The organism is Balneicella halophila (genome assembly GCF_003096835.1).
GTDB classification, from domain to species: Bacteria; Bacteroidota; Bacteroidia; order Bacteroidales; family Balneicellaceae; genus Balneicella; species Balneicella halophila.
This window is the reverse complement of record NZ_QENZ01000004.1, coordinates 311,915-325,089: the sequence shown is the minus strand read 5'-3', so window position 1 is coordinate 325,089 and position 13,175 is coordinate 311,915. Positions and strand designations below refer to the sequence as shown.

The following is a 13,175-nucleotide window of genomic DNA, read 5'->3' as shown; positions in this document are numbered from 1 at the left end:
TTATCTTCGTAACTAAACAACTAAATAAACATGCCCTACCGCAGACTTCCAAATACTGATAGAGCTAGAATGAGAGCCATGAAAACGGCATTAAAGAATCAAGAAGAAGAAGTCGAGCTCATTATTCCTTATGATTTTCGGATGAAATTGCAGGAAGTGTCACAGAAATTTGAAGGAAGGCTCAATTTTAAAAACTCAACCCAACAAAAAGGTTTATTACTCAATAAAAAGCACAAAGAATTTACAAACAAAGCACGTATGTACATATCGCACTTCATACAAGTTGTGAACATGGCTATACAGCGTGGAGAGTTAGGAGAAAATGTAAGATCTTATTACGGCATAGACATAAAAAACACCAAACTTCCCGATTTGAGTTCGGACAATCTTCTCTTGGAGTGGGGTGAAAAAATCATTAATGGCGAAAACGATCGAATGAATAAGGGAGGAAATCGAATATACAATCCTTCGCTTGCATTAGTCTCTATCAATTATGAAAAATTCAAGGATTCCTATAAAGAGCTAAAATATCAACAAGAAACCCAACTAAGAGCAAATGAAGAGCTTGTAAAATATAGAGATACTGCTGATAAACATATTGTTAAACTTTGGGATATTTTAGAAAAACATTTTGACTTCTCAAATGAAGATAAATCACGAACAGCTTGCAGTGCATGGGGAATCAATTATGTGTACAGGAAAAATGAATTGGAGAAAATAGAGAAAAAGCGCTATGCCGATTCTATTTCTTTGTCATTCAATTTTTAATCTGAATCTTCTCTGCAAAATCTAGCTGTCTTCGAATCTCATCTAATAGATTTTCTCTGACTCGAAGTTGGATAATTACGTGTGTGGCTGTATAGTCTTGATTTATAATTTGTAGATCATAATTTTTGGCTAAGCGCATTACAAAGTCAACCTCAGCAAAAGAGCATGTAACTTTTATGTCTTTCGTAAGAATATGAGGAACAATTTTAGCATTCTCTAAAGCATCAGAAGCAGCCGACTTATACGCAGTAATTAATCCACTTGCGCCTAATTTTTTACCCCCAAAATAACGCACCACAACAATCATAACATTGGTGACATCATAAGAATAGAGTTGTCCTAGTATTGGTTTCCCGGCAGTAGAAGAAGGTTCCCCATCATCATTAGCACGAAAGCGTTCTTTATCTTTACCAAGTATATATGCATAACAATGATGACGTGCATCATAATATTTCTTTTTGAGTGCATGAATATAGTCTTTGATGTGCTCTTCTGTACTTACAGGATAAGCAAATGCTAAAAACTTACTTCCCTTCTCCTTGTACAAGCCTTCAGAAGGATGAGCTATGGTTAAAAAAGTATCTTCGGGAAGATTTCCCATGAAAAAGTTTGATTTATTCTTCTAAAATGGTTCGTAACTCTTCAATCAAATAACGGAATTTTTTATCAGTTTCCATTAAGTTCTCAACAGTCTGGCAGGCATGTAATACAGTTGCATGATTCTTATTACCTATCTGTGCCCCTATCGAAGTAAGCGACGATTTAGTGATTTCGCGAGCAAAATACATAGCAATCTGGCGAGCTTGAACAATTTCTCTGCGACGGGTCTTAGCAACCAAGTTCTCCTCTGTAAGATTAAAGAATGAACTCACTTTCTTTTTAATGTAAGGAACATTCACTTCTCGTTGAGGATTCTTTACTACCTGCTTCACAATACTCTCAGCCAAGGTAAGATTAACGTCTTGGTTGTTGATAGTTGCATGAGCTACCATAGATACTAAAATGCCTTCTAACTCTCTTATGCTTGTTTTTACGTGCTTACAAACATAATCAATAATCTCTTCAGCTATTTCAATCCCCTCTTGCTTAGCCTTAGCAGTGAAAATAGCTTTCCTTGTCTGAAAGTCAGGAGTTTTGAGCTCAACTGAAAGCCCCCACTTGAAGCGTGAAAGCAAGCGTTCTTCTATTCCTTCCAATTCTATTGGAGGTCGATCTGAAGTAAGAATTAATTGTTTATTTGATTGATGTAAGTGATTAAAAATATGGAAAAATACATTCTGTGTTTTTTCGGTGGTTAACTCATGAATATCATCAATAATTAACAAATCAATCATTTGATAGAAATGAATAAAATCATTCAAGGTATTTTTCCGAATAGACTCTGTATATTGAGTCTTAAATTTATTAGCACTTAAATATAATATGGTCTTTTCAGGATAACACTTTTTCGCTTCAATTCCAATAGCTTGAGATACATGTGTTTTCCCCAATCCAGATTTACTATAAATAAACAAAGGATTAAAAGGCGTCTCTCCAGGTTTTTGAGCAATAGCATGCCCCGCTTCGCTAGCTACTCGGTTACAGTCACCCACAATAAAATTATCAAAGCTATGTTTCTTCTGAAGATTAGAATCAACAGTAATCTTCTTGATTCCGGGTATTACAAAAGGGTTATGAACCTTATCCTTTATTGAATTAGGTTTAGCAACCGGTCTATTTTGCGTATTAGGCTTCACACTTGATGGTAAGTTTACTTTACCATTTTTAGAGCTCTTATTTACAACGATTACATATTCTAATTTTGCATGTTCCCCAATCTCTCTACGCAATACTTTTTTAAGCAAGTCAATATAATTCTCCTCAATGTATTCATAGAAAAAATGACTGGGAACTTCAACTGTAATTATATTATTCTCGATTTTCACTGGACGAATAGGGACAAACCAAGTTTTAAAGCTACCAGCCGGCACATTATCCGCAATAATTTGCAGACATCTATCCCATATGTCGTTACATCTGTGCTTCATAGTTAGTTTTATGGATTGTTCCAATTCGGTACTACAAAAATTGCAAAAAAAAATGGTAAAAAAAAATCTTTTTCACTTGTTTTTTTGGAAAGCTTATTAACACCACTATATGTCAGACAGTTATACACAAATCACTGATAAACAGATAATTACAACCTATCACAATATAACAACCCTCTCATTTACAATAGCTTGTAAGTAGAAAAAAAACTATATTTTTTACACACTTTGAGTTGAAAATTAAAATTAAACAAATGAATAATTTTTAATGTGTCGTGATCTCTTATTTTAATCAAAATACAGCTAATAATTAGAGATAATAACGCTTCTGTGATTTTTTAAAAACATTGATGATTAATGAATCAATATAAAATCAGAGAAAAGCAAAAATTACAAAAGAACTTTATCATTGATCCCTGCAATTTATTATTCATATTGACATTAAATTACTAACATAAAAAAAAGAGCTTACTCCATTTCATTTGGAATAAACTCCTTTTAATATTATAAATCAAAGTTTGCTTAATTATTTGCAAAAAAGTCTTTTACAGCATCATTAGCTACCATTGCTTCTTTAAATACGTAAGCTCCTGTTTTTTCTGAACGTACCATTTTAATTACTTTGGTAAATCCACGACCTTCTCCTTTTTGTAAGGTTGCAACTGCTTTCTTAGCCATATCTCTTTATTATTTAATTTCTTTATGAACCGTCATTTTGCGAAGAATTGGATTGTATTTTTTCAATTCTATACGCTCAGGTGTATTTTTTTTATTCTTAGTTGTAATATATCGTGAAGTTCCTGGCTGACCACTTTCTTTGTGCTCAGTACACTCCAATATTACCTGTACTCTGTTTCCTTTCTTAGCCATTGCACTTTACGTTTTTAATATTTTCCAATATAACCTTTAGCCTTAGCATCTTTAAGTGCTTTAGCTAATCCTTTCTTATCAATGGTACGCATACCATTGGCAGAAACTCTCAATTTAATCCAACGCTTTTCATCTTCAAGATAAAAACGTTTATCAAAAAGATTAGGAACGAAAGTTCTCTTCGTTCTTCTCAATGAGTGAGATACATTGTTTCCCACCATTACTTTTTTTCCTGTTATCTGACAAACTCTAGCCATTTCTCTTAGTTTCTTCTTTTTACGGAGTGCAAAGTAACCACTTAATTTTGAGCTATGCAAAAAATCGAGCCACTTTTTTCTCCAAAATTAAATTTTCTATTCTATCTCAAATATTCACTTACTACAGAAGTGAGGCTAATGCTAGGCTATAGCTATTTAGCCCAAATCCAAGAATCAAACCTCTGCATACTGGGGTTATTAAAGAGGTGTGTCTAAACTCTTCTCGAGAAGTAACATTCGAAATATGTACCTCTACAACCGGAGTTTCAATAGCACTAATAGCATCAGCTATAGCAACTGACGTATGAGTATATGCAGCGGCATTTAAGATGATTCCATCACATTCAGATGATACTTCTTGTATTTTTGATACCAATTCTCCTTCAACATTCGACTGAAAATAAAAAAGATCCGTTTGAGGAAAAGTGCGTTTCATTTCTTCAAAATATTCTTCAAAGCTAAGGTTTCCGTAAATATCATTCTCACGTTTACCAAGTAGATTTAAGTTCGGACCATTAATTATATATACTTTTTTTCTCATTCGAAGTAAATTGATAAACTGTTTCGTATTAAGAGTATCAAAGAATAGTATTGCCTGCAAAGATAACATTTCATTGTGGTTTACGTGCATAAATATTAGTTATATTGTCAACTAAAACGTTTAGACAAGCTCGAATAAGCATAAAATTGATACCTTTACTTATTGTTAACTCAAAAATTTATGTAAAAAATGGTTTGGAAAGATTGTATCGAAGGGTTTTCTAATTATCTTAAGCTTGAAAAAGGTGTTGCGGAAAATACTCTCAAAGCCTACAAAAATGATATTAATAAGCTTTCAAACTACCTTTCAGTAAGTTCTCAGGTAAAATCACCTTTGCGCGTTACGAAAACTGACTTGGATAAGTTTATTCAGTCACTAAATGAGATAGAGGTGGCAACTGCTACGCAAGCTAGAATCATTTCTTCCATAAATAATTTTTTTGAGTATTTAATTTATGATGGCTCGATAAAAGAAAATCCTGCATCTTTATTAGAAAGCCCTCGACTCTCAAGGAAACTGCCAGAACCACTTTCAATTGAAGAAATTGACCTCATTATTGACAAAATAGATTGTGAAACTAAACATGGCATACGAAATAAAGCAATGATTGAAACAATGTATGCTTGTGGACTAAGGGTTTCTGAATTAATTACACTTCGCCTCTCAGACCTTAATTTTGATGAGGATTATATCACAGTAATCGGGAAAGGAAACAAAGAGCGTATTGTGCCCATCGGAAGCAGAGCTCAAAAGTACATCAGCGAGTATATAACAAATGTTCGCTCACAATTAGCTTCTCATCCAGAGCATCGTGACACTCTATTCTTAAATAACCGAGGGAAAGGTCTTTCTCGAACAATGGTATTCTACATCATCAAAGATTTAGCACAATTAGCTGATATACAAAAAAGCATAAGCCCACACACATTTAGACATTCATTTGCTACACACCTTATAGAAGGGGGAGCAAACTTACGTGCTGTACAAGAGATGCTTGGACATGAATCTATCACTACGACAGAGATTTATACGCATCTAGACAGGCAATATTTAAGTGAAACTCTAGCAATGTTTCATCCGCATGCAAATAAATAAGCGACTAAATGTAACATTTAATATAAATCATCGACTTATCTAATTATAGGCAAAACTACGGTTAGATAGTAAGCCGCCACACAAAGAACTTATTTGAGTACAAGACAAGACATATTCGCGAATTTAGTTGATGAAAATCAAGGTATTATTCATAAAGTATGTCGTACTTATGCTGACAGTGACGAGGAACATAAAGATATGTTTCAAGAGGTTGTCCTCCAACTTTGGAGTTCTTTTGATTCTTTTAAAGAAGAATCAAAATTTAGTACGTGGATGTACCGGGTGGCACTAAATACTGCAATCACATTGTTTAGAAAGAAGAAAAAAGCAATTACCACTACTGAAATAGAGGAATATCACTCACATCAATATAAAGAAATTGTCGAACATGATAAGCAAGAGGAGATAGATATTCTCTATAAATCAATAAAACAACTAACGGAAATCGAGCGTGCACTCGTACTTCTCTACTTAGAGGAGAAGCCCTATAAAGAGATTGCAGAAACCATCGGTATTACAGAAGGGAATGCGAGAGTGAAGATCAATAGGGTAAAAGTGAAGTTAAAAGAGATTATGCAACAATGGATATAAATCAATTAAAAAATGTTTGGAAAGAGCAAAAAACCACCTCTTTCAGCAGGGAACAAATTCTTGCGATGCTTAAGAGAAAATCTTCTTCAGTAGCGAAATGGATTTTTTACATCAGTCTAGGTGAATTTATATTCTGGATTTTATTTTCATTACTATTACCAGAAAGCAGTTTGAAATTGAACAACAGTTCTGAATTTTTTGTTACTGCAATTAGCGTTGTAAACTATATTGTTATCATCGGGTTTATTATTCTTTTCTTTATCAACTTTAAAAAAATAAAAGTAGAACAAAATGTTAGTGAGCTTTTGGCAAACATTTTTAGACTTCGAAAGACGGTACGCTATTATATCATTTACAATTTAGCGATGTTTGTTCTCTCGGTAATTTTAAGCACGTGGTGGATATTAATCTATGATTCAGAAGCAATTAATATTCCATCAAATGTAAAAAACAATACAGCATTTTGGTTAGGCTTAGTTTTTGCAGTATTTACAGTTACATTAATTATAGTGATTTCATTGTATTTCTTTTATCGATTGCTTTATGGTTTCCTATTGCGTCGATTAAAGAAAAATTATGAAGAATTGAAACAATTACAATAAAAAAATGAGACAAATGGAAGCTTACGACACTTTAGTACATGGAATTGAGGGCTTAAGAAAGCAAGGATACACAAAAGATTTTAATCTTAACAATAACTGTATAGAAGCGAGTGACAGATCATGCAAATTGTTACATAATGAATTTGAAATTGATAAGTTCTTCCGATTTGAAGGTGAGACTAATCCAGCTGATTCTTCTATACTTTACGCCATTTCTTCATTAAAGGACGATACAAAAGGTGTGCTTGTGAATGCCTACGGTATCTACTCTGATGATATGACAGACGAAATGATTAAAAAGTTAAATCTGTAACTACTTTTTCTGAAAGTCATTCTTAATACCCTCGTAAATCCAATTGGCGAGTGCTTGACGATTATTTGGTTTCACAAATCGTAACTGATCTCGTCTGTTTTGGATATTACCTAATTCTATAAAAGCTACTGGAGGTATTGTTTTCCGTACTACATAGAGTTCTCTGTCACTCACAGTACCCGAAAAGCCTCTGCCTGGTTGGTGTTTGCCGTATTTTTCAGAGAAAGTATCAGCAATGCTATTGACCAATCGCTTGCCTTTGCTACTTTTAGGATGATGATAAAAGAATACATCTAACTTCTTTGTTTTGGTGCGACTATCTACATGCAAGACAATGCAACGCTTATAACTTGATTTATCTTTATGATATAGTTTATTGACTGCATCTGTACGCTGTTTCAAACGTTTTAATTGATTAATAGGGATTCGCTTCCCCATACAGGTTTCCCGTTTGCTATTAGACAAAACCGCGGCATCACGAATACCATCTTTTATATCTTGAATAATCACATAAACTTTCGCACCGTTCTCCATTAACTTTCGTGCTAGACGCAACGTAACATCATAGGCATATTCATCCTCGTGCAAAGGTTTTTTCATATAGTGACCAACCGCACCAGGGTCAGGTCCTCCATGCCCACTTACTAAATAGAACACAGCACCGTTAAGTGCAGTTGTCCTTTGTTTAAATTTCTTGTATTTTTTTCCAAACAAAGGTATTTCAAAGTTCACTTCATCATCAGGAAGTTCATAAACAACACCAGCCAATAAACTGTTGTTTTTCCCAAACTTTCCTTTATTTAACTCTATAAATTTTGTTTTATGTTTACTTACAGACAACTTATTTCTTATAAGAAATGCATGTAAGCCTTCACCCTTCTGAGGTATTGCTGTTTTCGACTGAGCATAACAAAAAACACAAGCAATCAATAACGTAATTAACAGTATGGTTGCTTTTTTATGCATGAATATCTTTTTATTCGTGGATTATAACTTTGCTTTAATCATTTCCTTTGCTTTTGCGAAAGCGTTCTCAATTCCTTCAGGATTACGACCGCCTGCCGAAGCAAAGAATGGTTGCCCTCCGCCTCCACCTTGAATCTCTTTGGCTACCTCTCGCACTAGATTTCCGGCGTGTAATCCATGCTTCTCAACCAAATTTTGACTAAACATTATCGTAAGGTTAGCTTTGCCTTTTATATTAGCACCCGCTATAAAAATCAAATTGTTAATTTCTCCTTTTAGCTGATACGCCAAATCACGGATTTGGTCTGCACTTTCCACTTCCAATTTCTTAATCAACCATGATATGCCATCTTTTTCAGTTACATCTCCCTTCAGTTCCTTTTTAAGTGAAGTCAAAGCTTGCTTCTGGTACTCCTTAATCTTGAGTTGCAATTTTTTATTTTCCTCTTGTAAATGATGAATGCTTGAAAGTACTTTTTGTGTAGGCACTTTAAATGTCTGTTCTAATTCTTTTACAATAGTTAAATGCTCATTAAAATACTTCAATGCGCCATTACCCGTAACAGCTTCAATCCTACGGATACCAGAGGCAATAGAGCTTTCCGAAGTAATCTTTAGCAAGCCAATCTCTCCAGTAGAACTTACATGAGTACCTCCACAAAGCTCTACCGAATCACCAAACTGAATCATTCTTACTACATCTCCGTACTTTTCTCCAAAAAGAGCCATAGCTCCTCGTTTCTTTGCTTCATCTATCGGTAAAGCTCGTTCTTCTTGCAATATAGTATTTTGCTGAATTAGTTTATTTACAATCCCTTCAACCTCAGCAATTTCGTTTTCTGTCATCTTTTGAAAATGAGAAAAGTCAAAGCTGAGATGTGTATCAGCCACCAAAGAGCCTTTTTGCTGTACATGATCTCCCAACACCTTGCGAAGTGCATAGTGAAGCAAATGAGTTGCTGAGTGATTCTTTTTGATATTATTTCTTCGCTCTAAGGCAATTTTTGCAGAAAACGTGGCATCTAAATGCTCGGGCAACTTTGGTAATACATGGATAATTTCATTATGTTCCTTTATCGTATTTATCACATGATATTCATTACCGAAGACATCTTCTATTATTCCAGTATCACCTATTTGTCCTCCACTCTCTCCATAAAATGGTGTGTGATTAAACACCAAATGATATAATTTTTTTTTCTTATCCGTTACGGTTCGGTATTTTACTAATTCAATTTTTGATTCTGAATAATCATAGCCTATAAATTCCTGTGCTTGATTTTCACGTACGAACGTCCATTCATCGGTTTCTGAAATAGCAGTACGTGAACCTGCGCGCTGTTTCTCCAACGCAACATTAAACCCCTCATTATCAACAGTGAAACCTTGTTCACGAGCAATCAAATCAATCAAATCGAGAGGAAATCCGTAAGTATCATACAATTTAAAAGCGACATCACCTTCTATGATTTTGCTATCTTTATTTTTTGCCTTTTGAATGACATCATCCATCAATTTCAAACCATTAGAAAGCGTTCTTAGAAAAGCATTTTCTTCTTCCTTAACTACTTGTTCTATCAATGTTTTCTGCTTGCCTATTTCTTCAAAATGACCGCCTAAAGTCTCGTCTAATACCGATACTAATTCGTAAATGAATGGTTCTTTCATACCTAAAAAAGTGTAGGCATAGCGAATTGCTCTACGTAAAATACGTCGGATGACATACCCTGCTTTATTGTTTGAGGGCAATTGCCCTTCAGCAATAGAGAAAGCTACAGTACGTATATGGTCTGCCACTACACGTATGGCTATATCTGTTTGCTCGTCCTTGCCATATTCTTTATTTGAAAGTTGAGCTATTCTTTGAATAATTGGCTGGAATACATCGGTATCATAATTAGACTTCTTGCCTTGCAACGCCATACATAAACGCTCAAAACCCATTCCTGTATCTACGTGGGTTTTAGGTAACTTCTCTAAAACACCTCCAGATTTTCTATTAAACTGAATAAATACTAAATTCCAAATTTCAATAACTAGCGGATGGTCTTGGTTTACCAAGTCTCGTCCATTAACCTTTTCACGTTCATCATCATCGCGTAAATCGATATGAATCTCAGAACAAGGACCACAAGGACCGGTCTCACCCATTTCCCAGAAATTGTCTTTGGCATTACCATTGATGATTCTATCTTCAGGTAAATATTGCTTCCAAAAATCAAAGGCTTCAGTATCACGAGGTACTTCTTGATTTCCCTCAAAAATTGTTGCGTACAATCTTTCTTCAGGCAGTCCATAAACATCCACTAACAGCTCCCACGCCCACGCAATGGCTTCTTTTTTAAAATAATCACCAAAAGACCAGTTACCCAGCATCTCAAACATCGTATGATGATAGGTATCAACTCCTACTTCCTCAAGGTCGTTGTGTTTACCAGAAACGCGCAAGCATTTTTGAGAGTCTGCAACTCTCGTATGTTTTATAGGTGCCAAGTCTAAGAAAATATCTTTAAACTGATTCATTCCGGCGTTAGTAAACATCAATGTTGGGTCATCTTTCACGACCATCGGTGCAGAGGGAACTATTGTATGCTTCTTGCTTTCAAAAAAGTCTAAAAATTGCTGTCTTATTTGGGCTGCTTTCATGGAATCTATTCTATTTTTTGCTATTTTTAACATTACTCCTAAATTGCAAAAATAGATTATTTACCTAACTTTGTGCATTATTTTGAATAAAATCTTTTATGGCAAAAAACCAATACCGTTTTAATCCGGAGTCTGTTCGCTTTGAAAACCAAAGCAATCCCTCACGAAAAAAGATATTGTTAACCTTAGGTTTTATAGTAACTGCAATGCTAACAGGCTTTCTGACGTTTTGGCTTTTTGGAGAACTTATCGGTTCACCAAGAGAGCAGGAACTTCTCAATGAAAATGCTGCCTTAAAAGCGAACTATGAGGTTATGGATAAAAAACTGCAAAATATTAATGCTGTTTTAGAGGACATTCAAAATAGAGATGATAATCTGTATCGCTTCTTGCTGAACGCAGACCCCATTCCTAATGAACTTAGAAATTCTGGAATGGGTGGTATCAATAAATACAATAAGTTGGATTCCTTGTCGAATGCTGAAATGGTACGAACAACAGCAGAAGACTTGGATAAAATGCTAAAAAAAACCTATGTTCAAAGTAAATCTCTTGATGAAATAGAATCACTAGCCAATTTACAAAAAGAGATGCTTACATCTGTACCCGCAATCATGCCTATTCGTAAAGAATTACTACGCACGCATCCTTCTGGTTACGGTATGCGACTGCATCCAATCTATGGAATTTATAGAATGCATAAAGGCATGGACTTTGCCGCTCCGTCAGGAACTGACATTTATGCCACTGGAGATGGTGTGGTCACCAAAGTAAAAAGGTCTAAGGGCTACGGAATACATGTAATTATAAAACATAATTATGGTGGATATGAAACGCTTTACGCCCATATGATTCGAGCAAAAGCAAAAGTAGGTCAAAAAGTGAAACGAGGTGATGTCATCGGTTATGTGGGAAGTACAGGAGACTCTACAGCTCCACATGTGCATTATGAAGTGCACAAAAATGGTAGAGTTTTGAATCCTATTAATTTTTACTTTAATGATTTGAGTCCTGAAGAATACGAAGAAATCATTCACCAATCAAATAATTCTGTAAAATCCTTTGACTAATATGACGACATTTAACAAGTTATATTACTCAATAAGTGAGGTTGCCAACCACTTCGATGAGGAGGTTTCTGCCATTCGTTATTGGGAGAAGCGTTTTAGTATTTTAAAACCTAAAAAAAACAAAAGAGGAGTACGGCTTTTCACTGCTAAGGATATGGAAAACATTGAAATAATCCATTATCTTATTAGAGTCAAAAAACTTACTGTCGAGGGTGCAATAAAGGAACTTGAGCTACACGGAGAAAAAACAGAACACAAGATTGAAGTACTTCGCAAATTGAAAGATATTCATTCATTATTAGAAAAAATAAAAAACAAACTCTAATGCCTACAGTTAAAGATATTTGCAAAATAATAGAAAAATTAGCCCCTACATCTTACCAAGAAAGTTATGATAACGCAGGTTTATTAGTTGGTGATGCGGATATGGAACTTACGGGTGTTCTGCTTTCAGTGGACATTACTGAAGAGGTTGTTGAAGAAGCTATTGCCAACAATGCAAATATGGTTGTTGCCCACCACCCTATTATCTTTAAAGGACTAAAACGTCTTACCGGTAGAAATTACGTAGAACGTACTGTAATTAAAGCCATTCAAAACAACATAGCTCTTTATGCATCACATACCAATTTAGACAGTGTGCAGGGCGGCGTAAACACTAAAATTTCTGAAATGCTTGGGCTACAAGATATACATATGCTTTCGACGAAAAAGGACAATCTATTGAAACTTGTAAGCTTTGTACCGGTTTCTCATGTCGAAACGGTAAACAAGGCTTTATTCAGCGCAGGTTGTGGTCATATCGGCAATTATGATAAATGTAGTTTTAATACTAAGGGCTTAGGAACTTTTCGTGCTTTAGATGGAACAACCCCTTATGTGGGAAAACAAAATGAACTTCATAAAGAAGAAGAAATACGCACAGAAACGATTCTACCTCGTCATCTATTAAGTCAAGCAATTGCTACTTTAAAAACAGCACATCCATACGAAGAAGTGGCTTATGACATCTACGAATTGGAGAATGAAGATCCTTCGGTTGGAATCGGTTGTATCGGAAAACTTCGTGAAAGCATGCCCACTAAAGATTTTTTGGAATTTGTAAAAGACACTTTCAACCTAAAAGTTATTCGTCATACTCCTTTATGCAAAGACAAAATCTCGACAGTGGCTGTTTGTGGTGGCAGTGGAAGCTTTTTATTAGAAAATGCCAAAAGAGCTAATGCTGATATTTTTATCACAGGCGATTTTAAATATCATGATTTTTTTGATGCAGACAGGCAAATTATTATTGCTGATATAGGGCATTACGAAAGCGAGCGTTGCAGCATGGAAATATTTAATGAGTTAATTACAGAAAATTTACCTAACTTTGCAACCACATTTACAAAATTGGATACCAATCCCATAAATTACTTTTTATAGTCGA

General features: G+C 34.8%; 16 protein-coding genes. 8 read left to right on the top strand and 8 right to left on the bottom strand.

Annotation, left to right across the window (positions count from 1 at the left end):
- Positions 1-30 precede the first annotated feature (30 nt).
- The gene (locus C7377_RS06445) at positions 31-768 is read left to right on the top strand and encodes a hypothetical protein (RefSeq protein WP_116496514.1); all 738 of its coding nucleotides are present in this window, start codon (positions 31-33) and stop codon (positions 766-768) included.
- Here C7377_RS06445 and C7377_RS06440 read toward each other — a convergent pair.
- From C7377_RS06440 to aroQ, 6 genes are all read right to left on the bottom strand, one after another.
- Entirely contained in the window at positions 758-1,369 is a 612-nt protein-coding gene (locus tag C7377_RS06440) for an IMPACT family protein (protein ID WP_116496513.1), read from the bottom strand. The genes C7377_RS06445 and C7377_RS06440 overlap by 11 nt on opposite strands.
- A 13-nt stretch (positions 1,370-1,382) precedes the next feature.
- Positions 1,383-2,795, bottom strand: coding sequence for a chromosomal replication initiator protein DnaA (gene dnaA, locus C7377_RS06435; protein ID WP_116496512.1), 1,413 nt, complete (start codon positions 2,793-2,795; stop codon positions 1,383-1,385).
- A gap of 522 nt (positions 2,796-3,317) precedes the next feature.
- Positions 3,318-3,473, bottom strand: coding sequence for a DUF4295 domain-containing protein (locus tag C7377_RS06430; RefSeq protein WP_116496511.1), 156 nt, complete (start codon positions 3,471-3,473; stop codon positions 3,318-3,320).
- Positions 3,474-3,482: 9 nt separating this feature from the next.
- Positions 3,483-3,665, bottom strand: a complete 183-nt coding sequence (gene rpmG / locus C7377_RS06425) for a 50S ribosomal protein L33 (protein ID WP_116496510.1) — start codon at positions 3,663-3,665, stop codon at positions 3,483-3,485.
- Between the two features lie 14 nt (positions 3,666-3,679).
- Positions 3,680-3,922, bottom strand: coding sequence for a 50S ribosomal protein L28 (gene rpmB, locus C7377_RS06420; RefSeq protein WP_116496509.1), 243 nt, complete (start codon positions 3,920-3,922; stop codon positions 3,680-3,682).
- 121 nt (positions 3,923-4,043) lie between these two features.
- On the bottom strand, positions 4,044-4,463 hold the full coding sequence (gene aroQ / locus C7377_RS06415; protein WP_116496647.1) for a type II 3-dehydroquinate dehydratase: 420 nt from the start codon (positions 4,461-4,463) through the stop codon (positions 4,044-4,046).
- Between the two features lie 189 nt (positions 4,464-4,652).
- On the opposite strand from aroQ, the gene xerD reads away from it, so the two are divergent.
- The 4 genes from xerD to C7377_RS06395 all read left to right on the top strand — a co-directional run bounded on the left by xerD (position 4,653) and on the right by C7377_RS06395 (position 7,064).
- Positions 4,653-5,558, top strand: coding sequence for a site-specific tyrosine recombinase XerD (xerD, locus tag C7377_RS06410; protein ID WP_116496508.1), 906 nt, complete (start codon positions 4,653-4,655; stop codon positions 5,556-5,558).
- 93 nt (positions 5,559-5,651) lie between these two features.
- A complete protein-coding gene (locus C7377_RS06405) occupies positions 5,652-6,149 on the top strand; it encodes an RNA polymerase sigma factor (protein ID WP_116496507.1) in 498 nt (165 codons plus the stop codon).
- On the top strand, positions 6,140-6,751 hold the full coding sequence (locus tag C7377_RS06400) for a hypothetical protein (RefSeq protein WP_116496506.1): 612 nt from the start codon (positions 6,140-6,142) through the stop codon (positions 6,749-6,751). Before C7377_RS06405 ends, C7377_RS06400 begins: the two co-directional genes overlap by 10 nt.
- Positions 6,752-6,755: 4 nt before the next feature.
- Positions 6,756-7,064, top strand: a complete 309-nt coding sequence (locus C7377_RS06395; protein WP_116496505.1) for a phosphoribosylpyrophosphate synthetase — start codon at positions 6,756-6,758, stop codon at positions 7,062-7,064.
- Here the strand turns inward: C7377_RS06395 and C7377_RS06390 are convergent, their stop codons facing one another.
- Both C7377_RS06390 and alaS read right to left on the bottom strand, forming a co-directional pair.
- Positions 7,065-8,030 carry an N-acetylmuramoyl-L-alanine amidase family protein gene (locus tag C7377_RS06390; protein ID WP_116496504.1) on the bottom strand — a complete coding sequence of 322 codons (966 nt, stop codon included), beginning with the start codon at positions 8,028-8,030 and terminating at the stop codon, positions 7,065-7,067.
- Between the two features lie 21 nt (positions 8,031-8,051).
- Positions 8,052-10,709, bottom strand: coding sequence for an alanine--tRNA ligase (gene alaS, locus C7377_RS06385; protein ID WP_394336363.1), 2,658 nt, complete (start codon positions 10,707-10,709; stop codon positions 8,052-8,054).
- Positions 10,710-10,774: 65 nt separating this feature from the next.
- Here alaS and C7377_RS06380 point away from each other — a divergent pair, with 65 nt between their 5' ends.
- Genes C7377_RS06380 through C7377_RS06370 form a run of 3 tightly spaced genes read left to right on the top strand, consistent with a single transcriptional unit; the run spans position 10,775 to position 13,171 of the window.
- Positions 10,775-11,746 (top strand): peptidoglycan DD-metalloendopeptidase family protein, encoded by a 972-nt coding sequence (locus C7377_RS06380; protein ID WP_116496503.1) that lies wholly within the window; start codon positions 10,775-10,777, stop codon positions 11,744-11,746.
- A gap of 1 nt (position 11,747) precedes the next feature.
- Positions 11,748-12,071, top strand: a complete 324-nt coding sequence (locus C7377_RS06375; protein ID WP_116496502.1) for a MerR family transcriptional regulator — start codon at positions 11,748-11,750, stop codon at positions 12,069-12,071.
- A complete protein-coding gene (locus C7377_RS06370) occupies positions 12,071-13,171 on the top strand; it encodes a Nif3-like dinuclear metal center hexameric protein (protein WP_116496501.1) in 1,101 nt (366 codons plus the stop codon). Before C7377_RS06375 ends, C7377_RS06370 begins: the two co-directional genes overlap by 1 nt.
- Positions 13,172-13,175: the final 4 nt, after the last annotated feature.